This is a genomic window from Bradyrhizobium sp. KBS0727 (assembly GCF_005937885.2).
Taxonomy (GTDB): Bacteria; Pseudomonadota; Alphaproteobacteria; order Rhizobiales; family Xanthobacteraceae; genus Bradyrhizobium.
Genome location: NZ_CP042176.1, coordinates 5710084 through 5734499, shown reverse-complemented (window position 1 = coordinate 5734499; position 24416 = coordinate 5710084). Strand labels below are relative to the sequence as shown.

The 24416-nt window shown below is 63.5% G+C and carries 15 protein-coding genes; 8 read left to right on the top strand and 7 right to left on the bottom strand.

Annotated features, from left to right (window positions below):
* The first annotated feature begins 75 nt into the window (after nt 1–75).
* The 4 genes from FFI89_RS26940 (at nt 76) to FFI89_RS26925 (ending at nt 4618) form a co-directional block, all read left to right on the top strand.
* The gene (locus FFI89_RS26940) at nt 76–681 is read left to right on the top strand and encodes a K(+)-transporting ATPase subunit C (protein WP_138830575.1); all 606 of its coding nucleotides are present in this window, start codon (nt 76–78) and stop codon (nt 679–681) included.
* Nucleotides 682–722: 41 nt separating this feature from the next.
* The gene (locus FFI89_RS26935) at nt 723–3440 is read left to right on the top strand and encodes a sensor histidine kinase KdpD (protein ID WP_138830574.1); all 2718 of its coding nucleotides are present in this window, start codon (nt 723–725) and stop codon (nt 3438–3440) included.
* Nucleotides 3437–4126 (top strand): response regulator transcription factor, encoded by a 690-nt coding sequence (locus FFI89_RS26930; RefSeq protein WP_138830573.1) that lies wholly within the window; start codon nt 3437–3439, stop codon nt 4124–4126. Before FFI89_RS26935 ends, FFI89_RS26930 begins: the two co-directional genes overlap by 4 nt.
* A gap of 216 nt (nt 4127–4342) precedes the next feature.
* Nucleotides 4343–4618: a DUF6496 domain-containing protein gene (locus FFI89_RS26925; protein ID WP_138830572.1), complete on the top strand. Its 276-nt coding sequence runs from the start codon at nt 4343–4345 to the stop codon at nt 4616–4618.
* Nucleotides 4619–4711: 93 nt separating this feature from the next.
* On the opposite strand, the gene FFI89_RS26920 is transcribed toward FFI89_RS26925, so the two are convergent.
* Nucleotides 4712–5590 carry a Ku protein gene (locus tag FFI89_RS26920; protein WP_138830571.1) on the bottom strand — a complete coding sequence of 293 codons (879 nt, stop codon included), beginning with the start codon at nt 5588–5590 and terminating at the stop codon, nt 4712–4714.
* 95 nt (nt 5591–5685) lie between these two features.
* Here FFI89_RS26920 and ligD point away from each other — a divergent pair, with 95 nt between their 5' ends.
* Nucleotides 5686–8367 carry a DNA ligase D gene (gene ligD / locus FFI89_RS26915; protein WP_138830570.1) on the top strand — a complete coding sequence of 894 codons (2682 nt, stop codon included), beginning with the start codon at nt 5686–5688 and terminating at the stop codon, nt 8365–8367.
* A gap of 75 nt (nt 8368–8442) precedes the next feature.
* Here ligD and FFI89_RS26910 read toward each other — a convergent pair whose 3' ends face one another.
* A complete protein-coding gene (locus tag FFI89_RS26910; protein ID WP_100416677.1) occupies nt 8443–8607 on the bottom strand; it encodes a DUF3309 family protein in 165 nt (54 codons plus the stop codon).
* A gap of 170 nt (nt 8608–8777) precedes the next feature.
* Between FFI89_RS26910 and FFI89_RS26905 the strand changes: the two genes are divergently transcribed.
* Nucleotides 8778–9089, top strand: a complete 312-nt coding sequence (locus FFI89_RS26905; protein WP_138830569.1) for a polyhydroxyalkanoic acid system family protein — start codon at nt 8778–8780, stop codon at nt 9087–9089.
* Between the two features lie 19 nt (nt 9090–9108).
* Here FFI89_RS26905 and treZ read toward each other — a convergent pair whose 3' ends face one another.
* The 4 genes from treZ to treS are packed head-to-tail and all read right to left on the bottom strand — an operon-like array spanning nt 9109 to nt 18391.
* Nucleotides 9109–10866: a malto-oligosyltrehalose trehalohydrolase gene (gene treZ, locus FFI89_RS26900; protein ID WP_138830568.1), complete on the bottom strand. Its 1758-nt coding sequence runs from the start codon at nt 10864–10866 to the stop codon at nt 9109–9111.
* Entirely contained in the window at nt 10863–12938 is a 2076-nt protein-coding gene (gene glgX / locus FFI89_RS26895; RefSeq protein WP_138830567.1) for a glycogen debranching protein GlgX, read from the bottom strand. The genes treZ and glgX overlap by 4 nt, the downstream gene beginning before the upstream one ends.
* A gap of 3 nt (nt 12939–12941) precedes the next feature.
* Nucleotides 12942–15089 (bottom strand): 1,4-alpha-glucan branching protein GlgB, encoded by a 2148-nt coding sequence (glgB, locus tag FFI89_RS26890; RefSeq protein WP_138830566.1) that lies wholly within the window; start codon nt 15087–15089, stop codon nt 12942–12944.
* The gene (treS, locus tag FFI89_RS26885) at nt 15086–18391 is read right to left on the bottom strand and encodes a maltose alpha-D-glucosyltransferase (RefSeq protein WP_138835744.1); all 3306 of its coding nucleotides are present in this window, start codon (nt 18389–18391) and stop codon (nt 15086–15088) included. The genes glgB and treS overlap by 4 nt, the downstream gene beginning before the upstream one ends.
* 300 nt (nt 18392–18691) lie before the next feature.
* Here treS and malQ point away from each other — a divergent pair, with 300 nt between their 5' ends.
* Together malQ and FFI89_RS26875 are read left to right on the top strand one after the other, a co-directional pair.
* Nucleotides 18692–20644, top strand: coding sequence for a 4-alpha-glucanotransferase (malQ, locus tag FFI89_RS26880; protein ID WP_138830565.1), 1953 nt, complete (start codon nt 18692–18694; stop codon nt 20642–20644).
* A 24-nt stretch (nt 20645–20668) separates the two neighbouring features.
* Complete coding sequence (locus FFI89_RS26875) at nt 20669–22474, top strand: glycoside hydrolase family 15 protein (protein ID WP_138830564.1); 1806 nt, start codon at nt 20669–20671, stop codon at nt 22472–22474.
* 80 nt (nt 22475–22554) lie between these two features.
* Here the strand turns inward: FFI89_RS26875 and FFI89_RS26870 are convergent, their stop codons facing one another.
* Complete coding sequence (locus tag FFI89_RS26870; RefSeq protein WP_246669263.1) at nt 22555–24129, bottom strand: oleate hydratase; 1575 nt, start codon at nt 24127–24129, stop codon at nt 22555–22557.
* Between the last annotated feature and the right edge of the window lie 287 nt (nt 24130–24416).

Below are 24416 nucleotides of genomic sequence, written 5' to 3'. Positions count from 1 at the left end.
TCCATGACGCTGCAAAAAGAAGTGGATTGCTTCCTCGCTTCGCTCCTCGCAATGACGAAATAATGGAGACTTGCTATGCTTCGCGAACTTCGCCCCGCCATTCTCATCCTGGTCCTGCTGACGCTGATCACGGGCCTTGCCTATCCCCTCGCCATGACCGCCATCGCCGGCGTGATCTTTCCGAAGCAGGCGCACGGCAGCCTGATCGAAAAGGACGGCAAGGTGATCGGCTCCAGCCTGATCGGGCAGGAGTTCAAGGACGACAAATATTTCCACGGCCGTCCCTCCGCGACCTCGGCGCCGGACCCGGCCGATTCCACCAAGACGGTGCCGGCGCCCTATAACGCCGCCAATTCCGGCGGCTCTAATCTGGGACCGACCAGCAAGGCGCTGAACGACCGGATCAAGGACGACGTTGAGAAACTGAAGGCGGAGAACCCCGCGGCTTCCGTTCCGGTCGACCTGGTCACGACATCGGGTAGCGGGCTCGATCCCGATATTTCGCCCGAGGCGGCGCTGTTTCAGGTGCCGCGGGTGGCGAAAGCCCGCAATATGCCGGAAGAGCAGGTCCGCCAATTGGTCACGGCTAACAGCCAGGGCCGCCTCGCTGGCCTGTTCGGCGAACCCCGCGTTAACGTTTTGGTGCTGAATCTGGCGCTGGACCGGGCTGCCGCCAAATGAGGCCATCTAGGCCCGGCGGTGGGTGAGGGCTATATAACCGTATGGTCCAAGCCCGCCGCGATTCCGAACAACGTCCCTCGCCGGAAGCCCTGCTGGAAGCGGCCCGGCGCGAGGAAAGCCGCGCGGGCAAGCTCAAGATCTTCGTCGGCGCCGCCCCTGGCGTCGGCAAGACCTACGAGATGCTGCAGAGCGCGCATGCGCGGATGAAGGCGGGCGCCGATGTCGTCGTCGGCGTGGTCGAGACCCACGGCCGGGCCGAGACCGAAGCGCTGCTCGCGGGCCTCGAGGTGCTGCCGCGCAAGCGGCTCACCTACAAGGAGCAGACGCTCGAGGAAATGGACCTCGATGCCCTGATCGCGCGGCGGCCGCAAATCGCGCTGGTCGACGAACTCGCCCACACCAACGCGCCGGGCAGCCGGCATCCCAAGCGCTATCTCGATGTCGAAGAGCTGCTCTCCCAGGGCATCGATGTCTATACCGCCGTCAACATCCAGCACATCGAAAGCCTCAACGATGTGGTGGCCCAGATCACCCACGTCCGGGTGCGCGAAACCGTGCCGGACAAGGTGTTCGACCGCGCCGACGCCATCGAGCTGATCGACCTCACGCCGGACGACCTGATCCAGCGGTTGAGAGAGGGCAAGGTCTATGTGCCCAAGCAGGCCGAGCGGGCGCTGGAGCATTATTTCTCGCCAGGCAATCTGACCGCGCTGCGCGAGCTGGCGTTGCGGCGAACCGCGGAGCGGGTCGATGAGCAGCTGTTGACCCACATGCAGGCCAATGCCATCGCAGGCCCCTGGGCCGCGGGAGAGCGCATTCTGGTTTGCCTGAGCGAGGACCCGCGCGCGGCCGGCCTGGTGCGCTACACCAAGCGGGTGGCGGACCGGCTGCACGCACCATGGACGGCGATCTCGATCGAGACCCGGCGCAGCCTGCAACTGACCGACGAGCAGCGCGACCGGCTCGCCGACACCATGCGGCTAGCCGAAGCGCTCGGGGCTGAAACGCTGACCGTCCCCGGCGTCGGCCGCCGCATTGCCGACGACGTCATTCATTTCGCGCAAGCCAACAACGTAACGCAGATCATCATCGGCAAATCGACGCGCTCGTGGTGGTTCGAGCTGATGCGCGGCTCGGTCGTGCATGATCTGGTGCGGCGCGCCGGCAATATCAGCGTCAACGTCATCGCCGGCGACGAGCAGCCCGTGGCCAAGGCGGCGGTCCAGACCGCGGCGCGGCCGGAGCCGTTCAACCCGCGGCCTTATTTGATGGCGTTGTTGTTCGTCGCGATCGGGCTTGCCGCGGCCTCGCTGATCCAACCGCTGTTCGGCGGCATCGAGAACGTCGACCTGGTGTTTCTCACCGCGGTCGTCAGCGTTGCCGCGCGTTATGGTCTGTGGCCGTCACTGCTGGCGAGCGTGACAGCGTCGCTGTGCTACAATTTCTTCTTCCTGCCGCCGGTCTATACCTTCACCATCACCGATCCGACCAATATCGCGGCGTTCTTCTTCTTCATGCTGATTGCGCTGTTGGTATCGAACGTCGCGGCACGGGTGCGTTCGCAGGCCGACACCGCGATCGGCCGTGTGCGCACCACTGAGTCGCTCTACGCCTTCAGCCGCAAACTGGCGGGCACCGCGACACTCGACGACGTGCTGTGGGCGACCGCCTACCAGACCGCGCTGATGCTGAAGGTGCGCGTGGTGCTGCTGTTGCCCGAGGAGGGCGTCCTGGCCGTGATGGCCGGCTATCCGCCGGAGGACCAGCTCGACCAGGCCGATCTCGCCGCCGCCAACTGGGCCTGGGACAACGACCGCCCGGCCGGGCGCGGCTCCGACACGCTACCGGGCGCCAAGCGGCTGTTCCTGCCGATGCGAACCGGGCGCGGGGCGATCGGCGTCATCGGCATCGACGACGACCGCACCGGCCCCTTGCTGACGCCGGATCAGCGGCGGCTGCTGGATGCGCTGGTCGATCAGGGCGCGCTGGCGATCGAGCGCGTGCTGCTGGTCGAGGACATGGACCGGGTCAAGCGCACGGTGGAGTCCGACCGGCTGCGCGGCGCGCTGTTGACCTCGATCTCGCATGATCTGAAGACGCCGCTGGCCTCGGTGCTCGGCGCCGCCTCCACCATCCGCGATCTCGACGCCGGCCTGACGGACGAGGAGAAGCGCGATCTGCTCGCCACCGTGATCGACGAGTCCGAGCGGCTCAATCGCTTTATCGCCAATCTGCTCGACATGACCAAGCTCGAATCCGGCGCCATTGTGCCGAATACCGCGCGGCACGACCTCAGCGAGATCGTCGGCAGCGCGCTGCGCCGGGCCGGGAAGATCCTGATCCATCACAAGGTCTCGCTCGAATTGGCGGCCGATCTGCCGATGCTGGAGCTCGACGCCGTGCTGTTCGAACAGGTGCTGTTCAATCTGCTGGACAACGCCGCCAAATACGCCGCTCCGGACACCACGATATCGATCCGGGCCATGCCGGACCGCGGACAGGTCGCGCTGCAGATCATGGACGAGGGCAACGGCATTCCGCTGGGCGAACTGGAAAGCGTGTTCGACAAATTCTATCGCGTGCAGAAGGGCGATCATGTCCGCCCCGGCACCGGGCTTGGGCTGGCGATTTCGCGTGGTTTCGTCGAAGCCATGCACGGCACGATTACGGCCGCCAACCGCGCCGACCGCAGCGGCGCGGTGCTCACCATCCGGCTGCCGATACCTGAAGCCAGCAATTCCCTGGATACCGCCGCATGAACGCCACCCCGATCAAGGTTCTGGTGATCGACGACGAACCACCGATCCGCAAATTGTTGCGGATGGGGCTGAGCACGCAGGGTTACGACATCCTCGAAGCCTCCAACGGCAAACTGGCGCTGGAAAAGCTCGCCGAGGAGCCGGCGCTGATCATCCTCGACCTGGGTCTGCCGGATATTCAGGGCCATGAACTGCTGCGCATGATCCGCGGCCGCAACGACAGCGTGCCGATCGTGGTGCTATCGAGCCGGGGCGACGAGGCCGGCAAAGTGCAGGCGCTCGACCTCGGTGCGGACGATTACCTTACCAAGCCATTCGGGATGGATGAGTTGTTGGCCCGCATGCGCGCCGCGCTGCGGCATCAATTGCAGGTGCAGGGCGAGCGGCCGGTGTTTCGCTCCGGCGATCTTTCGGTCGATCTGGTCCGCCGCATCGTCAAGGTCGGCGAGCGCGAGGTCAAGCTGTCGCCGAAGGAATACGAACTGCTGCGGGTGCTGGTGCAGCACGCCGGCAAGGTGCTGACCCACCGGTTTCTCCTGAAGGAATTGTGGGACGAACTGACTGACGCGCAGTATCTGCGCGTCTACGTCCGCCAGCTCCGGCAGAAGATCGAGGCCGATCCGGAGCGACCGCAGATCGTGCTGACCGAGACAGGAATCGGGTATCGACTGAGGGCGGGGGACTAGTTTGCTCCGCTGTCATGCTCCGCGAATGCGGGGCATCCAGTTCGCCGCGGCCTGTCAGCCTGAGCACTGGCGTCTCTGGAATACTGGATCGCCCGGAGCGCAGACAAGTTTACGCAGTCTGCGCAAAGCAGACTACTATGCCGGGCGATGACGAGTTGCGCGAGCCGGAACTTTCCCAAATCGCAGCCATTATTTCCTCTCACCGGGAGATCCATCATGGCACGAAAATATTCGAAGAAGGCCTCCGCCGACGTCGAGCGCGCAATGAAGAAGCGCAAAGCCGGGACGTTGCGAAGCGGTCGCTCCAAGAAGAAAGTCACCAGCCGCAAGCAGGCGATCGCGATCGGACTGTCCGAAGCGCGCGCCGAGGGCAAGAAGGTGCCGAAGAAGGCCGCGAAGAAGCGCAAGACGGCGAAGAAAGCAGCGAAGAAAGCGACCAAGAAGACGGTCAAGAAGACGGCGAAGAAGTCGAAGCGCAGGGCGAAGAAATAGGACCATCGTCATTGCGCGGAGCGACGAAGCAATCTATCTTTTCTCGGCGGTATGGATTGCTTCGCTTCGCTCGCAATGACGGGTGACTCAGTCTTATCCCGCCTTGCGCGCCCGCGCCGCAGATCGATGCGCGTTCTTGGCGGCCCGCCGTGCCGGAGCTCGCCGTGCAGCCGGGGCACGTCGCTTGCCGGCCGATCCGCCCTTCAGGCTCGCCTTCAGCGCATCCATCAGGTTGATCACGTTGTCCGGCTTCTCCTCGCGCTCGACGGCCTTCACCGGCTTGCCGGAGGCCTTGCGCCGCACCAGCGCCTTCAGGGCGTTCTCGTACTCGTCCTTGAATTTCGAGGGATCGAAATGTGCGGCCTTGGCATCGAGAATGTGGCTTGCCAGTTCGACCATGTCCTTTGAAATCTTCGGGTTCTTGATGCCGTTGAAATAGTCGGCCGCGTCGCGCAGCTCATAGGGATAGCGCAGCGTGGTGCCGAGCAGGCCCTTGCCGAGCGGCTCGATGGCGATGACATGCTCGCGGCTGGTCAGTACGATCCGGGCGAGCGCGACGCGGCTCTTGTCCTTCATGGCGTCGCGGATGACGGCAAAGGCATCGATCCCCGCCTTGCCGTCCGGCACGATATAATAGAGGTGGTCGAGGTAGCGCTTGTCGATTTCGTCGCGGGGGACGAAGCTGTCGATATCGATGGTGTGGTTACTCTCGATCTGGACGGCGTCCAGCTCTTCCTTTTCGAGCTCGACATATTCGCCGTTTTTCAGCTCATAGCCGCGGCCTTTCTGGTCGCCTTCGACGACGTCGCCGGTCTCGGCGTCGACCATCTGCTGCTTCAGCCGGTTACCGGTCTCCTTGTTGATCATGTGGAAGCGGGTCTTCTCGACCGAGGTCGAGGCCGGATACAGCGCCACCGGGCAGGACACCAGGGAAAGCTTGAGCGAGCCTTTCCAGTAGGCACGGGGGGCCATTACGATCTCCGGCAAGGTTGGGTTTGGGAACTTCAACGGCTATGGTTGGTTTTCGTTCCGGGCTGCTGCGCGGCCCTGGTTGTTGAGGGTTGCTCGTGCCGCCGAAAAGCCTGTCCACCTACCGGAAGAAACGTGACTTCGAGAAGACTGCGGAGCCGTCCGGCGACGTCAAGGTGGCTCCTTCGACGGAGCGGCGGTTCGTGATCCAGAAGCACGACGCGACGCGGCTGCACTACGATCTCAGGCTTGAATTCGACGGCGTCTTCAAATCCTGGGCGGTGACGCGTGGTCCCTCGCTCGATCCGCACGACAAGCGGCTGGCGGTCGAGGTCGAGGATCACCCGCTCGATTACGGCGATTTCGAAGGCACCATCCCCGACAGCGAATATGGCGGCGGCACCGTGCAGCTCTGGGACCGCGGCACCTGGGAATCCGATGACCCGGACCGCGGCTTCAAGAAGGGCGACCTGAAATTCACCCTGCATGGCGACAAGCTGCACGGGAGCTGGGTGCTGGTGCGCATGAAGGGCGACCGCTACGGCGGCAAACGGACCAACTGGCTGCTGATCAAGCACCGTGACGAATTCGCCAAAGACGGCGACGGCGAATCGATCCTTGGGGAGGACCGCTCCGTCGCCTCGGGGCGATCGATGGCGCAGATTGCGGAAGGTAAGGGACGGGCGCCCAAGCCGTTCATGCTGGCCGAGGCGGGCAAGCCCAAGGCCGATGCGGTCTGGCATTCCAACCGCGGCGTGGCCGCCGAGGCGAGGGCCAAGGGCAAGATGTCGAATGCGAGGCCGGCGGCTGCGACCGGCGCGAAGGCTTCCAAGGTGAAGCAAGGCAAAGCGAAGAAGATCGCCACCATCCCCGATTTCGTTGCGCCGCAACTGTGCGCCTCCGTCGAGAAGCCGCCGAATTCGGACGGCTGGTGCCACGAGATCAAGTTCGACGGCTACCGGGTGCAGTTGCGAGTCGAGGATGGCGAGGTCGCGCTGAACACCCGCAAGGGGTTGAATTGGACCGACAAGTTCGGCGCGATCGCTGGGGAAGCGAAATCGCTTCCCGACGTGCTGATCGATGGCGAGATCGCCGCGCTTGACGACAAGGGCGTGCCGCATTTTTCGACGCTGCAGGCGGCGCTGTCGGAAGGCAAGACCAACGAGCTCATCTACTTTGCGTTCGACCTGCTGTTTCACGGTCGCGAAGACCTTCGCGACTTGCCGTTGCATGAGCGCAAGGCGCGACTGAAGCGCCTGCTTGAGAAGCACAACGGCAGCAAGCTGATCCGATACGTCGATCATTTCGAAGTACGCGGCGACGCGATGATGCAATCGGCCCGGTCCATGTCGCTGGAGGGCATCATCTCCAAGAAACTCGATGCGCCCTATCGTTCAGGCCGCTCGGAGAGCTGGACCAAGACCAAGATTCGCGACGGGCAGGAGGTCGTGCTTGGCGGTTGGAAGACCACCAACGGCAAATTCCGCTCATTGATGGCCGGCGTTCATCGCGGCAGACATCTGGAATATGTCGGTATCGTCGGCACCGGTTTCGGCCAGGACACGGTGCGGCGGATCATGCCGGCGTTGAAGAAGGCGGCTTCGGACAAGAGCCCGTTCGGCGGCAAGGATGCGCCGGCGAAGACCCGCGACGTGCATTGGCTGAAGCCCGAACTGGTCGCCGAGATCGAATTCGCCGGCTGGACCGACGACGGCAATATCAGGCAAGCCGCGTTCAAGGGGTTGCGCCAGGACAAGCCGGCCGACGAGGTGGTTGCGGAGAAGCCGTCGATGAAAAAGACTGCCAGGCCTTCAACTTCAAAGCCTTCAACTTCAAAGCCCTCGATCGTCGTCGTCAAATCGTCTGCGAAAAAGACCGCCGAGGTGATGGGCGTCGCTATTTCAAAGCCGGACAAGGCGCTGTGGCCGGACGGCGGCGACGGCGAGCCGGTGACCAAGCTCGATCTCGCCCGATATTTCGAGGCGGTAGGCGGATGGATGATCGGCCATATCCGGGGGCGGCCATGCTCGGTGCTTCGCGCGCCCGACGGCATCGGCCGTGAAACCTTCTTTCAGCGTCACGCCATGCCGGGCGGCTCAAAGCTGCTGGCGCTCGCAAAAGTATCCGGCGACCGCAAACCCTATTTGGAGATCGATCGGGTCGAGGGGCTGGCGGCGGTGGCGCAGAGCGGCGGGCTGGAACTGCATCCCTGGAATTGCGCGCCTGACGCCCCTGATGTGCCGGGCCGGCTGGTGTTCGATCTCGACCCCGCGCCGGATGTCGATTTCGCCGATGTAGTCGAAGCGGCCAAGGACATGCGGCAGCGGTTGACTGCCGTCGGCCTGGAAAGCTTTTGCAAGACCACCGGCGGCAAGGGCCTGCATGTGGTGACGCCGTTGCTGCATGGCGTCAAGGAGCGGGTGGACTGGAAGGAAGCCAAGGCCTTCGCGCAAGCCATCTGCCAGTGGATGGCGAACGACGATCCGCAGCGCTACCTGCTCAACATGTCGAAGAAGCTGCGCAACGGAAAGATTTTCCTCGATTACTTGCGCAACGACCGGCTGTCGACGGCGGTCGCGGTGCTGTCGCCGCGCGCCCGCCCCGGTGCCACTGTGTCGATGCCGCTGACATGGGCGCAGGTACGCGGCGATCTCGATCCGAAGAAGTTTACCGTGCGCACGGTGCCGGCGCTGCTTTCGAAAACGAAGGCGTGGCAGGGCTATGATGACGCGGCGGCCCCGATCAAGGCGGCTATGAAGAAGCTGGCGGCGAAGGCTTGAGGCCGCAACGGGATGGAAGGAAGGTCGTCATGGCCGGGACAAGCCGGCCATGATGAATAACACTCGAAACTTCGCTTACAGCTTCCCGAGCAGCAACAGGATAAGCAAAATCACGACCACGAGGCCGAGGCCACCACCGCCGTAATAACCGGTGCCGTAGAACGGTCCGCCGCCGACGCCGCTGAAACCGCCGAGCAGGGCGATGATCAGAATGATAAGAATGATTGTTCCGATTGACATTGAATGTTCTCCTCAGCCCGGCAGGGAGGCGTCAAGGTGTCGCTGCCTTCAGCCGGAAGAACCAATGCGAACTGCGAAAGTTCCATCTTTTGCGCCACGATATTGCGCGCGCCTCTTCCTTTCGAGAGCCGTGGAATTACATCAGGTGTGGTCAGAGGAGGATTGCAACGATGTCCGCACCGCTGGTGGTTTCTATCCCGCATAGTCTCGGGCGCGAGGAGGCGATGCGCCGCCTGAAGACGGGTCTGTCGCGTGCGGCGGCCAGCGTGCCGGTGCTTGTTGTCGACGAGGAGCGCTGGGAGGACAATCGCATGATCTTTCGCGTGCGCGCGATGGGGCAGGCGGCGACGGGCCATGTCGATGTCGCGGACGATCACGTGCGGGTGGAGGTCGTGCTGCCGTGGCTGCTGCAGCGTTTTGCCGAAGTGGCGCAGGCCGCGATCCGCAGCCGCGGCAACCTGCTGCTGACCAAACGGAGCTGACCTGCGGTCGTGCGTTTCCCTATCCGAGGCGCCAGACCACCGACCACGGCGGGATGCACGCATTCAACTCGCTGCCCCAGATAAGAGTTCGCTGTGGGCCAGCCGGCGGGACCGGGAGTTGCCGCTGCGAGAGGTTGGCGAGCAGCGAAAGCGTGGTGCCGTCGCCCATTCTCCAATCCGCCGTCAATAGACGGTCTTCGCTCGCCAGGGCCGAGCCGAACGCCGCCCCTGCCAATCGGGGAACGATCAACTCGTTCCGAACCCGGAGCAGGTCACGCACCAGCATCAACCGCTTTTGCGGCGTCGGTTGATCGAGATCATTCCAATCGAGCACGGCCGACCGAAAGGTCGATGGCGCCAGCGCGTCGGGTACCTCGTCGCCAAATTCGGCGTAAGCCCATTCGTATTCGCGGCGGCGGCCCTGGCGGACAGCGTCCGCCAGCCCTCCCCGGAAATCGCAGAAGAACGGGAACGGCGTCTTCGAGCCCCATTCCTCGCCCATGAACAGCATCGGGATCGCGGGCGCCAGCAGCATCACCGCCAGCGCCGCCTCGATCGCCTCGGTGCGGGCGACCGATTCCAGACGATCGCCGAGCGGGCGATTGCCGATCTGGTCGTGGTTTTGCAGGAAGTTGATGAACGCCATCGGAGACAGCGCGCCGCTCGGCTCGCCGCGCGCGCCGCCGCGAAACGCCGACATTTCGCCCTGGTAGATGAAGCCTGACGACAGCGAGCGGGCGATGTCTTGCAGCGGCGCGCGCTGATAGTCGCCGTAATATCCCTGTTTCTCAGCCGTCATCAGCACGCGCCAGGCGTGGTGATAGTCGTCGTTCCATTGCGCGCGGTATTTGCCCTGCGGCGGATCCTGTTCCGTGTCCAGAATGCTGGCGCGGTTGTCGCCGTTTTCCAGCACCAGATGGATGTGGCGGCCGGTTTCCACGGCGAGTTCGCCCACGGCGGCACTGAGGTCGTGCAGCAGCGACAGCCCGCCCGGTTCGACGATGCTGTTGACGGCATCGAGCCGCAGGCCGTCGAAGCGATAGTCGCGCAGCCAGTGCAGCGCGTTCTCGATCGTAAACGCGCGCACCTCCGGCACGCGATAGTCGATTGCGCTGCCCCACGGCGTGTGCGCGTCGGTGAAAAAGCCGGGCGCATAGCGTCCGAGATAATTCCCCTCGGGTCCGAAGTGGTTATAGACCACGTCGAGCATCACCATCAGCCCGCGCAGATGCGCCTCGTCGATCAGCGTCTTGAGGTCTTCCGGGCGGCCATAGGCGCTGTCCGGTGCATACCACAGCACGCCGTCATAGCCCCAGTTGCGGCTGCCTGCAAAATCCGCCAGCGGCAACAACTCCAGCGCAGTGATGCCGGTCTCGACGAGATGATCGAGGTGTTCGATCATGGCGCGGTAGCTGCCTTCGGGCGTGAAGGCGCCGACGTGGGCCTCGACGATGACAGCTTCCGGCCACGGTCGCCCGCGCCAGTCCGTGGCGCGCCAGGCAAAGCTTTCGTGATCAATCGCTTCGCTTGGGCCAAACACGTCGTCGGGCTGAAAGTCCGATGCCGGGTCGGGAACGTCGATCTCGTTGTCGATGCGGAATTTGTAGTGCGCGCCGGCTTTCACTTCCGCGATGTCGGCGGTGAACCAGCCATCGTCGCCGCGCGTCATTGCGTGCGGCTGCTCCAGTATCACATCGACGCGCTTTGCCGTTGGCGCCCATAGTCGAAAGCGCGCGTCGTCCCTCGTCAGTTGCGGCCCGAATTGCCGCGCCTTCATGCAGCGCCCGCAAAGGCCAACACCGAGCGCGGCGGCGCCTTAGTCTCTGCGCCGGCGGCGAAATCCGCGGTCTTCTGCTCGATCTCGGTGGTGTTGAGCACCTGCTGCCAATTCTTGTATTCGGGCATCATCGGAAACTTGAATGCGATCTGTTCGGGGGCTGCGTTCAGCACGATAAAGATCGGCGCCTGTCCTTGTTCCATCGGGCCGAGCACATAAGCTAGGAAGCGGCCGTCCGGAAACGTCCAGTCGGACTCTGTCATCTCCACGGCGGCCGGCGTCAGCCACAGCACGCCGTAGGAGCCATCTGTCCGCCGTCCGTCGAGCCAGCGCTGGCAGCGGATCTGGCCGAAGCGGCGGCGCAGTTCGGTCATGTGGCCGACGAAATCGATAAGGTCGTCACCTTCCTTGCCGAGGTTATCCCAACTGACCCAGCCGGTCTCGTTGTCCTGGCAATACGCATTGTTGTTGCCGTTCTGCGAATTGCCGACCTCGTCGCCGGCCAGCATCAGCGGCGTACCCTGCGCCAGCAACAGGCAGGCAAGCTGGTTCTTGCGGAGCTGGCGGCGCAGCGCCGTTATCGCGGCATCGTCGGTCGGACCCTCGTGGCCGCAGTTGTTGCTGTGATTATCGTTGGAGCCGTCGCGGTTGTCCTCGCCGTTGGCCTCGTTGTGCTTCTCGTTGTAGCTGAACAGGTCCGCCAGCGTGAAACCGTCATGCACGGTGACGTGGTTGATGCCGGCGCGCGTCAGGCGGTTGTCGTGGTGAAACAGGTCGGAGGAGGCGGTCATGCGGCTCGACACTTCGCCGATCAGGCTGCCTTCGCCGCTCCAGTAGCGCCGTATCGCGCTGCGATAGCGGTCGTTCCATTCCGACCATTGCGACGGAAACGCGCCGACCTGGTAGCCGCCCATGCCGAGATCCCACGGCTCAGCCACCATCTTCACCGTCGCCAGCACCGGATCCTGACGTACGGCGGTCAGGAACGAGGCGTTGCGGTCGTAGCCGTTCGGCCCGCGCGCCAGCGTGGTGGCGAGGTCGAAACGAAAACCGTCGACATGGCAGACCTCGACCCAGTAGCGCAGCGAATCCATCACCATCTGCAGCACGCGCGGATGGGTCAGGTTGACCGAACTGCCGCAGCCGGTGAAATCGTCGTAGAAGCGCGGGTTTTCGGGCTTCAGCCAGTAATAGGACGCGTTGTCGATGCCGCGGAAAGACAGCGTCGGGCCCATGTGGTTGCCCTCGGCGGTGTGGTTATAGACGACGTCCAGCATCACCTCGATGCCGGCATCGTGCAGCCGCGCCACGGTGGTTCGGAACGCATCGAGCGCATTGTCCTGCGCGTAGCGCGCCTCCGGCGCGAAGAACGCCAGCGTGTTGTAGCCCCAGTAATTGACCAGCTTCTTTTCGACCAGCACGCGATCATCGATCAGCCCGTGAACCGGCAGCAACTCGACCGTGGTAACGCCGAGGCGCTTGAGATGGTCGATCATCGCCGGCGACGACAGCCCGCCATAGGTGCCGCGCAGGTTCGGCGGCACGTCGTCGCGTTTTTGTGTGAGGCCCTTGACGTGGGCCTCGTAGATGATGGTGTCTTCCCAGGGGATGTTGGGGCGCATCTCGCGGCGGCCCCAGTTGAAGGTTTCGTCGACCACCACGGCCTTCGGCATGCCGCGGGCATTGTCGCGTCGGTCGAACGACAGGTCTTCGCGGGCGCTGCCGGCGCGATAGCCGAAATGCGCATCGCTCCATACCAGCCGGCCGGCCAACCGCTTGGCATAGGGATCGAGCAGCAGCTTGTTGGCGTTGAAGCGGTGGCCGTGCTCGGGCGCGTAGGGACCGTAGACGCGGTAACCGTAAAGCTGACCCGGTGAGACGTCGTTGAGATAGCCGTGCCAGACGTCCTCGGTGCGCTCCGGCAATTCGATGCGTTCGAGCTCGCGGCGGCCCTGGCCGTCGAACAGGCAAAGCTCGACCTTCTCGGCGTTGGCCGAAAACAATGCAAAGTTGGTGCCCCTGCCGTCCCAACTTGCACCAAGACGCGCCGGGCTTCCCGCCGTCAATCGCATGCGTCAGTCTTCCGGTACGAGAAAGATCGCAGCCAGCGGTGGAATGGTCAGGTTGAGCTCGGGTATGGCGCCCGCCAGGGTGTGGACCGCGCCAATGTTGCCGACATTGCTGCCGCCATAATACGCGGAGTCCGAATTGAAGACTTCCTTCCACTTGCCGGCGAACGGCACCCGGACGCGGTAGTCGTAATAGACGTTCGGTGAAAAATTTACGACAACGAGACAGCGGGCGTGCGGATCCAGACCCTTGCGGACCCAGGCAAAGACGTTGCCGCCGGAATCATGGGTGATGACCCATTCGAACCCCGCCTGATTGCAATCCATCTCGTGCAGCGCGGGTACTGACCGATAGAGACGATTGAGGTCACGAACGAGCGCCTGGATGCCGGCATGTTTCGGCTGTTCGAGCAGATGCCAGTCCAGCGAATGGTCGTGATTCCATTCGCGCTCCTGGCCGAATTCGCAGCCCATGAACATCAGCTTCTTGCCGGGATGGCCGAACATGAAGCTGTAATAGGCGCGCAGGTTCGCAAAGCGCTGCCAGTCGTCGCCGGGCATGCGGCCGAGGATCGAGCGTTTGCCGTGCACGACTTCGTCATGCGACAGCGGCAGGATGAAGTTTTCCGAAAACGCGTAGTGCAGGCCGAACAGGATGTCGCCGTGATGGAATTTGCGGTGGATGGGATCCTTGCCGATATAGTTCAGCGTGTCGTGCATCCAGCCCATGTTCCACTTGTAGCCGAAACCGAGCCCGCCAAATTCGACCGGCCGCGATACCTGCGGCCAGGCGGTGGATTCCTCCGCTGCCGTGGTGGCTTGTGGAAAATGCCCGAACAGTTCGGTGTTGAAGCGGCGCAGGAAATCGATCGCTTCGAGATTTTCGCGCCCGCCGTGCCGGTTTGGAATCCATTCGCCCGGCGGCCGGGAGTAGTCGAGGTAGAGCATCGAGGCGACGGCATCGACGCGCAGGCCGTCAACGGCATAACGGTCCAGCCAGAACAGGGCGTTCGAGACCAGGAAATTGACCACTTCGGTGCGGCCGTAATTGTAGATCAGCGTGCCCCAGTCGAGATGCCGGCCCTGCAGTGGATTGGCGTGCTCGTATAGCGCCGTGCCGTCGAAGTGGCCAAGACCGTGGGGATCGTCGGGGAAATGCCCGGGCACCCAGTCGAGCCACACAGCGATGCCTTCGCGGTGAAAGGCATCGACCAGCGCTGCAAAATCCTCCGGGCTGCCGAACCGGCTGGTCGGCGCGAACATGCCGGTCGGCTGGTAGCCCCAGGAGCCGTCGAACGGATGTTCGCTGACGGGCAGAAACTCGACATGGGTAAAGCCGAGATCCCTGACATAGGCCGGCAGCTGTTCGGCCAGTTCGCGATAGGTCAGCCACTCGTTGCTGCCCTTGCGCCGCCACGAGCCGAGATGGACCTCGTAGATCGAGACCGGCGCGCCAAGCGCGTTGATATCCGATGGCGCCGGGCGAGGCCGCGGCAGCTTCATCTCGTCGAACACGATCGAAGCGGTCTTCGGGCGAACTTCGGCCGCGAATGCCAGCGGATCGGATTTCAACGGCAGATGCTGCCCGTTGGGCTCGATGATGTCGAACTTGTAGTGGTCGCCAACCTTGGCGTGCGGGATGAACAGCTCCCAATAGCCGATGCCGCGCACCCGCATCGGGTGCCGCCGGCGATTCCAGTAGTTGAAATCGCCGACCACGCTGACGCCCTTGGCGTTCGGCGCCAGCACCACGAAGGCGACGCCGTCGACGCCTTCAAGCGTCATCGGATGGGCGCCGAGCTTGTCGTAGATCCGCATATGCGTGCCTTCGCCGAGCAGGTGCAGGTCGAAGTCGCTCAGCACGGGCGGAAAGCGGTAGGGGTCGTCGAGCTCGACGACGTTTTCCCCGAAGCGGGCGCGCAACTGGTAGCGCGTTGAGCCGTTCGGCAGGGCGCCCGCGAACAGCCCGGAATCATGGATGCGCTTGAGTGGCGCGGTTTCACCATGCTCGCCGATCGCCTCGACATTGGAGGCCTCGGGCAGCAAGGCGCGCACCACGTTCTGGCCGTCCTCGCTGTGAAGGCCGAGATAGTGAAACGGATCGGAATGCCTGCCTTCGAGGATCGCATAGGCCTCGGCGGATAACTTGGTCATGAGGCCTCGGGGGACTGTTGCGACAACATTCGGATCATACCGGTCAGCGGCACGCGTAGCCAGTCGGGCCGGTATGACAGCTCGTATTCGATCTCGTAGAAAGCCTTCTCAAGCAGGAAGAAGGTTAACAGGCCCTCGGCCGCGACGGGGTCGGACGGCCAGAGGCGCTGATGGGCGATGGTTTCGCGGTAGGCGGACAGGAATTCGCCGATCGCCCGGTCGCGCCACGCGTCGAGCGCGGCGCCGAGCCTGCCGTGCTCGTCCTGGGCCACCTTGCGCGCGCGCTCAAGCGCCGATGTCGCCGCATAGTCGATCGAACGGATCAGGCTGGCGACGTCGCGCGCGGCGGGCGCCTTGCGACGGCGCTCGGTGATCGCGCGCCGCGGCTCGCCTTCGAAATCGGTGATGAAGATGTCGTCCTTGACGATCAGCATCTGGCCGAGATGGAAGTCGCCGTGATGACGGATGTTGAGCCCGTCGATCCCGCGCGGCAGCAAGGCTTTCAACCGTTCCGGCAGGGTCGGCTGCAGCGCCAGCAACTGATCGACCAGCGGGCGGTCGGCCTCCTTCAGCCGGCCGCGGCGTTTGCCCAGCGCATCGAAGATACGCTCGGCACGGATCAGAATATCGCCGGTCCAGCGCTTGATATCTTCGGTCCGGATCGGCTCCGGCGCGAATTCAGGAAGTTCGGCGTTGCCGGCGAGCGCAATATGCAGCTCGGCGAGGCGCCGCCCGGCCTGCGAAAGATAACCCAGATAGGGAGTCTGAAGCCCATGGGCGCCGGAATCGTCGCTCGCCACCAACGTCCGCTGCTCGTCGACGAAGCGATCGAGATGCGAGGCGGTCACGTTCCAGGCGTCGCCCTGGTTGGCGATGAAGGCGTGGACGGCGCCCACGGCGCTCGTGCTGTTGCCGTCCACCAGCTCGACGCTGCCGAGCAGTGCCGGTGTGTTGGCAAAGCCCGCGACGTCGGTGAGAAAACGCCCCATCTCGATTTCCGGATTGGGGCCGGCCTCGAGCTTGCGGTAGATCCTGACGACGTATTGGTCATCTACCAGGGATGTCGAGTCGGGCCGCTCGGCCTCGATCGCGCGGATGTGCTCGGGCTGCCGGATCGGCTTGTCGGTAAACCGGCTGGTCGGGCGGAATTCGAGCCGCAGGCCCTGTTCGCCTTCCTCGACGGTCAGCGATTGCTGCAGATTCCGCAGCAGCAGCCCGATGAAGATCGGGTTGGTGGCGACGTCGAGCAGGGTGCCTTCGCGCGCGCCCTGGCGCACCGCCGCCAGCGCGTGGGCGTTGTAGCGCTCGCGGTCGAAGCGCACCCACTCGATCTGCAGCGGCATCGTGTAGCGCGTGGCGACGCCGCGCTGCGTGGTTTCGAAGAAGGCGAGCCAGGGCCGGTTGTCGCCGATGTCGCAGAACGGAACCGCCGACGTCAGCGTCGGCTGGATCGCCTTGGCCGATCGCTCCGGATACCAGCGGGTTCGCGCCAGATGCCCCGGCAGGACGTCGCGCTCGAACACGCCGCGCTCGCGCGCCAGCGACACCCAGGTGGCGCCGAGCGGCACCACCAGGGTCTCGAACTCTCCGACCTCGCGCGGTGTCACCGGCGCCGATTTGTCACGCTCCTGCAGCTCGAACCAGTAGAAGCCGTAGGGCGCCAGCGTAATCATGTAGGGCAGTTCGCCGATGGCCGGAAAGCGCGTGCGGCCGAGCATTTCGAGCGGGATGCGGTCCTTGAAGGCCGACAGATCGAGTTCGGTCGCCTGCGCCGACCGCGAAAGGTTGGCGACGCAGAGAATGACCTCGTCCTGGTACTGGCGCACGTAACACAGCACCGAGCGGTTTTCCGGGCGGATGAAGGTCATAGTGCCGCGCCCGAAGGCCAGCGTCGACTTGCGGACAGCGATCAGCCGCTTGGTGGCGCTGAGCAGGGAGGAGAGGCTGCGCGACTGCGCCTCGACATTGACGGATTCATAGCCGTAGACCGGGTCCATGATGGTCGGCGCATAGAGCCGCGCCGGGTCGGCGCGCGAAAACCCGCCATTGCGGTCCGGCGACCACTGCATCGGCGTCCGCACGCCGTTGCGGTCGCCGAGATAGATGTTGTCGCCCATGCCGATTTCGTCGCCGTAATAGATGATCGGCGTACCCGGGAACGACAGCAGCAGCGAGTTCATCAGCTCGATCTTGCGCCGGTCGTTGTCCATCAACGGCGCCAGCCGGCGGCGGATGCCGACATTGATGCGGGCGCGGGGGTCGTTGGCGTAGGTCGACCACAGGTAATCGCGCTCGACGTCGGTGACCATTTCCAGCGTCAGTTCGTCGTGGTTGCGCAGGAACAGCGCCCACTGGCAACTGTTCGGAATATCCGGCGTCTGGCGCAGGATGTCGGTGATGGGGAAGCGGTCTTCCTGCGCGATCGCCATGTAGATCCGCGGCATCAGCGGGAAGTGATAGGCCATGTGGCATTCGTCGCCGCGGCCGAAATATTCCTGCACGTCCTCCGGCCATTGATTGGCCTCCGCCAGCAGTACCTTGCCCTTGGAATAGGCGTCGAGCTCGGCGCGCATCTTCTTGATGATGGCGTGGGTCTCGGGCAGGTTCTCGTTGTTGGTGCCGTCGCGCTCGCACAGATAGGGGATCGCGTCGAGGCGAAAGCCGTCGACGCCGGTGTCGAGCCAGCGCTTCATCACCTGCACCAGCGCCGAGACCACGCGCGGGTTGTCGAAGTTCAGGTCCGGCTGGTGCGAGAAGAAGCGGTGCCAGTAGAACTGGCCGGCCTCGGGATCCCAGGTCCAGTTCGACTTCTCGGTGTCGGTGAAGATGATCCGCGTGCCCTGGTATTTCTGATTGGTGTCGCTCCAGACATACCAGTTGCGCGCGCTAGACTTCGGGTCGCTGCGGCGGGCGCGCTTGAACCAGTCGTGCTGGTCCGAAGTGTGGTTGATGACGAGTTCGGTGATGACGCGCAGGCCGCGCTTCTTCGCCTCCTGGATGAAGCGCTTGAAATCCTTCATGGTCCCGAAATCGGGATTGATGTCGCCGTAGTCGGCGATGTCGTAGCCATCGTCGCGGCCGGGCGAGGGATAGAACGGCAGCAGCCACAGCGTGGTGACGCCGAGGTCCTGCAGATAGCCCAGCTTCTCGGTTAATCCGGCAAAGTCGCCGATGCCGTCATTGTTGCTGTCGGCAAAGGCCTTGACGTGGAGCTGATAGATGATGGCATCCTTGTACCAAAGCTCGTCGGTCGCAAGGCCAGTGGCTGGCACTTCCCTTGCTTTCACCTCACCCATGTTCATGGCAAGGCGGCCGCCGTCATTCAGCGGATAGGAGCCGTCAATGCGAAGGGGGACGCCGGTGTTGGAATTTTCGGCGGTTTGGGCTTTTTTATTCACGGTGATGCCATGGCCATGGAGATGACGTCCCCGCTTCTGGTGTCGAAAGGGAGACGTTCCGGTCCTAAGTAGAAAGCCGCTGGACGCGCTTTGGTTCCCTCGGAACCGCTGTTGGGCCAGCGCGTTAGACACCGTCTATCTCCTTCCCGTATTTGGACAATTTCGCGACATCACCTTGATGTTTGCGTGCAAACCGCGTGCCGAATGGACCTTTTCGAAACAGCTAAAGCCCGGGGAATTCAGACCGAATTTCTGGACGGCCAGGGTCACCGCCGTGTGACCGACGCGGCGGCCCTGAAAATCGTCCTCGAATCGCTGCCGCCGCAGACGCCGGGGCCGTTGATCGGTCACCCGGTCGTGGTCCGGGCCGGACAGCCGGCGCGGGCCGGGCTGTTGCCGTCAGCCAAACTGCCGACCACGTGGAAAATCACGGCCGGCCAGAAGGTTATCGCCAAAAACGTCGCTCCGGGCCGGGTCATCGTGCTGCCCGAGGGTCTGTCGGCCGGCATCTACCGTCTGGAAGTCACCGATGCCGCTTCGACGACGGAAGACGTGCCGTTGATCGTGGCGCCTTCGCGCGCCTTTGGCGGCGATTTCGACCGCTGCTGGCTGCTCGCGGTCCAGCTTTACGGTGTCCGCTCCCGCCGCAATTGGGGGATCGGCGACTTCACCGACCTGCAGGGCCTGATTGAGCTGGCCCATCGTCTCGGCGCCGACGGCGTCGGCCTCAATCCGCTGCATGCTCTGTTCGACGATCGTCCGGGCGATTGCAGCCCGTATTCGCCGAATAGCCGGCTGTTTCTCAACGCGCTCTATATCGACGTCGAAAGGCTGCCCGAATTCCGGCTCGCCCCAGAGACCACGGCGGAGCTAACGCGGTTGCGGGCGCTCGACGTGGTCGATTATGTCGCCGTGGCCGGATTGAAATGGCAGGCCTTGCGCGCAGGCTTCGCGGCGTTCAAGGCGCATGCGACGCCGGCACAACAGCAGGACTTCGACAAGTTTCGCAACGAACGCGGCGCGCTGTTGTCGCGCTTCGCCTGCTTCGAGGCGCTCCGGCACGCTTTTGAAGGGCCGTGGTGGGAATGGCCGCAGGAATGGCGGCAACCCGACGACGCCGCCTGCGCGGACTTGCGCACGGGCGCGCGCGGGGCCGAAATCGAGTTCGTCGAATTCGTGCAATGGACCGCCGACCGGCAACTTGGCGCGGCGAGCGATCTGGCGAAAAAACTCGGCATGGAGGTCGGGCTCTATCTCGACGTCGCGGTCGGCGTGCAGGCTGACGGCTTCGACGCCTGGAACGAGCAGGTCGCGATCTCCCGCCATCTCGGCGTCGGCGCGCCGCCGGATCCGCTCAACACCGCCGGCCAGAGCTGGGGCCTCGCCGGCTTCAATGCTTCCGGACTGGAGCAGCAATCCTTTGCGCCGTTTGCCGAGATGCTGCGTGCCTCGATGCGGCACGCCGGCGCAATCCGGCTCGACCATGTGCTGGGCCTGAAGCGGCTCTATCTGGTGCCCCACGGCTTTAGTGCCGCCGACGGCGTCTATGTGCAGATGCCGTTCGAGGCGCTCCTGGCCGTGACCGCGCAGGAAAGCGTCGCCAATCGTTGCGTCGTGATCGGCGAGGATCTCGGCACCGTGCCGGAAGGGTTTCGCGACCAGATGGCCGACTGGGGCATCTGGTCGTATCTCGTGATGATGTTCGAACGCGACGACCGTGGCGCGTTCCGCGGCATCGATCACTACTGGACCAATGCGCTGATCACTTTCAACACCCACGACCTCTCGACCTATACCGGCTGGCGCGGCTTCCATGATCTCAAGGTCAAGCGCGCGCTCGGGATCGATCCCGGCGAGAGCGACGATGCGCGCTGGCATGCGCTGGCGATGCTGGACGAGGTGCTGCGCCATCATGCGATTGAAGGCCACGATCTGTATTCGGTGGCGCGATTTCTGGCGCGGACCAAATCGCGCATGCTGACGATCTCGCTGGAGGATCTGCTCGGGCTGATCGACCAGCCGAATATTCCAGGCACGGTTCACGAACATCCGAACTGGCGGCAGCGAGTTCCGGTGTCGCTGGAACTGATCGCTTCCGCAATCGATGTCGATGCGCTCAGGGCCGCGACCAGTGAGCGTTCGCGCGCCGTGGTTTGATTTTGAATAAGACGGTGATGAATATTGTCGTGCCGTATCGAAGACTATGGGCTGATCGGCGACTGCGAGACGTCGGCGCTGGTCGGCCGCGACGGATCGATCGACTGGCTGTGCTGGCCGGCGTTTGATTCCGACGCCTGTTTCGCAAGCCTGCTCGGCACCCCCAGGCACGGCCGCTGGCTGATAGCGCCGGTGGGCGACATCAAGCGCACGTCGCGCCGCTATTGGGGCGATACCTTGATCCTGGAAACGCGGTTCGAGACACCAGATGGCGAGGTCGAGCTGGTCGATTTCATGCCACCGCGTGGCCACGCGTCCGATGTGGTGCGGCTGGTGCGCGGCGCGCGTGGCCGGGTGAAAATGCGGATGCAACTGGTGATCCGCTTCGGATTCGGTAGCGATATTCCCTGGGTCAAGAAGAACGCGGACGGGTCGGGATTGCTGGCGATTTGCGGGCAGGACATGGTGGTGTTGCGGACCCCGGTCGCGACCCGCGGAGAGGATCTCACGACCGTTGCCGAGTTCGAAGTCGGCGAGGGCGATATTGTACCCTTCGTGCTCACCTACGGACCCTCGCATCTGCCGGTGCCCGCGCCGATCGATCCCGCGCAGGCCCTGCGGGACACCGAAACCTTCTGGGCCGAATGGTGCAGCCACTGCACCTACGAAGGCGAGCGCCGCGATCTCGTGATGCGCTCGCTGATCACGCTGAAGGCGCTGACCTACGCTCCGACCGGCGGCATCGTCGCGGCGCCGACGACGTCGCTGCCGGAAAAGCTCGGCGGCGCCAGAAACTGGGACTACCGCTTCTGCTGGCTGCGCGACGCCACCTTCACGCTGCTGGCGCTGATGAACTCCGGCTACACCGGCGAGGCCTCCGCCTGGCATAACTGGCTGCTGCGTGCGGTGGCGGGTTCGCCGGCCAACATGCAGATCATGTATGGCATCATGGGCCAGCGGCGCCTCTTGGAATGGGAGGCGGACTGGTTGCCCGGCTATGAGGGCGCGCGGCCGGTGCGGGTCGGCAACGCCGCCTATGCGCAACTCCAGCTCGACGTCTATGGCGAGCTGATCGACGCGTTTCACCAGTCGCGGACGGCCAAGCTCGAACTCGACGAAGGCAGCTGGGCGCTGGAATGTTCGGTGCTCGAGCATCTCGCCGAGGTCTGGGACCAGCCCGATCACGGCATCTGGGAGCGCCGCGGCGAGGGCCGGCACTATGTTTCCTCGAAGGTGATGAGCTGGGTTGCGTTCGACCGCGGCATCAAGAGCGCGGAACAGTTCGGCTTCAAGGCGCCGCTCGGAAAGTGGCGGGGTCTGCGCGACGCGATTCACCGCGATGTCTGCGAAAATGGTTTTGATCGCGAACTGAATTCCTTCGTCGATTTCTACGGCTCGAAGCTGCTCGACGCCAGCATCCTGATGCTGCCGGCGGTCGGCTTCCTGCCGTCCACGGATCCCCGTGTGCGCGGCACGCTTGATGCGATCGAGCGGTACATGATGCTGGACGGCTTCGTGTTACGGCACGATCCCCGCGAGATCGCGGATGAGACACAGCCGATCGAAGGCGCATTCCTCGCCTGTACGCTCTGGCTTGCGGATGCCTTCGTGCTGGCGGGCGAATTCGAGAAGGCGCAAACGCTGTTTTCACGTGTGGTCGCGGTCGCCAACGATCTCGGGCTATTGGCCGAGGAGTTCGATACCGTAGCCGGCCGCCAGACCGGAAATTTTCCGCAGGCGCTGACACATATCTCGCTGATCAACACCGCGCACAATCTCAGCGCGGCGAAGCCGTCGACCGACAAGCCGGCGATGCAGCGGTCGAAATAGCGGCAAACTGCAGCCAAAAGGTCATCATCGACCAGCCGAATATTCCGGTTTGGGACGGCCGTGCGACCACGCTCCCGCCCTCACTTGAAGGCCTTGATCACCGCGTCGAAATTGACTTCCAGTGACTTGTCGTGATGCAGGATCGGCGGGATCTCGCGATCGATCTTGAGGAGTTCATAGACCGCCGTCTGGGCCACCCGGACCGAGAATTCGACCGTGAACACGACATCTTCTGGGATCTCGACGAACTGGCTGACGAAGGCCAGATTCTTCGATGATTTGGGGACCGGCAACGGTCGGTCGCCTGGCGCGCGCGGCATGAACATGCTGGTGATGTAGGGCATCCGACACGGAATGCAGGTTGCCTTGGCGAAAACATTGCGATCGAAATTGAGGTGGCCGCACAGCTCGTGCAGGATCTCGGCGCCTGTGCATTCCGACATTGGCTTGGCCACGAAATCGCCGACCCGGTCTGGATGCAGCGCATATCCCCAGAACACCTGAACACCCGCAGGCTGATCGGCGAAGTGCGGCTGGTGCGCCAGCACGACCGACATCAGCCAGTTGGAGTCCCTGAACGTCACCAGCCCGCCGGTACCCGCCTTGTTGCCGGAAAACGCCTCCATCCGGTCGAAGAAGGCATTATCCTTCAGCGTCACAGTGAAGGACTCCCACCAAGATTCGGGAATACTGCTGTTGAACGCCGTCGGGTTGCCGAATTCGGGCCGGCCTTCGGCCAGCTTTTCCCACAGCGTCCAACCGTGGCTGTCCTGCTTCGTCAGCCGGGCGGGTGCCTGCGTCATCGAGCCGAAGCTCGAAGCGTCGGTCATGGAAGCGTTCTGGACGAACACCAGATCGTCGGTCCCTACCGCGATGGTTTCGGTCTTGCCGTCGCGCGTCAACTTGATCGCGCCGACGGCAACCTTGCCGGCTTCGGAGCGAAGATCGAGGTCAGTGACAAAGCAGCCCTTCTGGAAATTGACGCCCTGCTCCGACAGCCATGACTGCAGCGGGCGAACCAGCGAATCGTATTGATTGAAGACCGTGCGCTTGACGCCAGCGAGGGTCTCGATGCGGGAAAATTCCTTGATGAACCTGTGCAGGTAGCGCTTGAACTCGACCGCGCTGTGCCACGGCTGGAAGGCAAAGGTCGTCGCCCACATGAACCAGAATTTGGTTGTGAAGAATTCCGGCGAGAGCCAGTCGGAGATCGGGTCGGTCCCCAGTTCCGGCTCGCTCGCCGTCATGAGCTTGAGCAGCTCTATCCTGTCCGTCATCGAAAACCCCATTGAGGTGACGTCGACGATGGCCCGGTTGCGGTCGACGAGCCGCGCCTGCGAATGCGCTTTTATCTTCTGGTTGAACTCGACCGTTTCGTCGAACACGGTCTTGCCCGGCGTAAGCAGAGAAGGGATGGATTTGAACAATCCCCAGGTGCATTCATAATTGTCCGTTGTCAGCATGCGTCCGCCGCGCAGGGTATAGCCGCCGTCGGGATTGCCGCCGCCGTCGAGGCTCCCTCCCAGTACCGGCAAGGCCTCGTAGATTGTGATACTGCCGCCAGGCAGGCCGCCGTCCCGGATCATGAAAGCCGCCGCCGCCAGTGAGCCGATGCCGCCGCCAACGAGATATGCTTTTCGTTTTATGACTGTCACGGAGTGTTCCTTTCGATTGACATCATGATTTTGGACAAGCCCGTTCATGGCCTACAGCGGATTGAACCGTGCGTGGCAAGTCAATGCGGGCAGGGAGAGACACCGATGTGTGCGTTTCGAACCAGCGACAGATGGGGAATGCAACCGGGTGAGGGGCCGAACTGTTCAGCCATGCTTGCTTTAAACATCGTCAAAGCGCTTGCTCGTTGACATGGATCAATCGCGATGCGCCTGCGGAACACGAAACTGTTATGCGGTCCTGACATGATCACGGCGTATCGGTCGCG

Bases quoted from the DNA above. Each gene is read 5' to 3' on its own strand.
- FFI89_RS26940 (WP_138830575.1), top strand. From the start codon at position 76: ATGCTTCGCGAACTTCGCCCCGCCATTCTCATCCTGGTCCTGCTGACG.
- FFI89_RS26905 (WP_138830569.1), top strand. From the start codon at position 8,778: ATGTCCGCACCGCTGGTGGTTTCTATCCCGCATAGTCTCGGGCGCGAG.
- malQ (WP_138830565.1), top strand. From the start codon at position 18,692: ATGGACCTTTTCGAAACAGCTAAAGCCCGGGGAATTCAGACCGAATTT.
- FFI89_RS26935 (WP_138830574.1), top strand. From the start codon at position 723: ATGGTCCAAGCCCGCCGCGATTCCGAACAACGTCCCTCGCCGGAAGCC.
- treS (WP_138835744.1), bottom strand. From the start codon at position 18,391: ATGAACATGGGTGAGGTGAAAGCAAGGGAAGTGCCAGCCACTGGCCTT.
- FFI89_RS26925 (WP_138830572.1), top strand. From the start codon at position 4,343: ATGGCACGAAAATATTCGAAGAAGGCCTCCGCCGACGTCGAGCGCGCA.
- FFI89_RS26920 (WP_138830571.1), bottom strand. From the start codon at position 5,590: ATGGCCCCCCGTGCCTACTGGAAAGGCTCGCTCAAGCTTTCCCTGGTG.
- FFI89_RS26930 (WP_138830573.1), top strand. From the start codon at position 3,437: ATGAACGCCACCCCGATCAAGGTTCTGGTGATCGACGACGAACCACCG.
- treZ (WP_138830568.1), bottom strand. From the start codon at position 10,866: ATGAAGGCGCGGCAATTCGGGCCGCAACTGACGAGGGACGACGCGCGC.
- glgB (WP_138830566.1), bottom strand. From the start codon at position 15,089: ATGACCAAGTTATCCGCCGAGGCCTATGCGATCCTCGAAGGCAGGCAT.
- glgX (WP_138830567.1), bottom strand. From the start codon at position 12,938: ATGCGATTGACGGCGGGAAGCCCGGCGCGTCTTGGTGCAAGTTGGGAC.
- FFI89_RS26910 (WP_100416677.1), bottom strand. From the start codon at position 8,607: ATGTCAATCGGAACAATCATTCTTATCATTCTGATCATCGCCCTGCTC.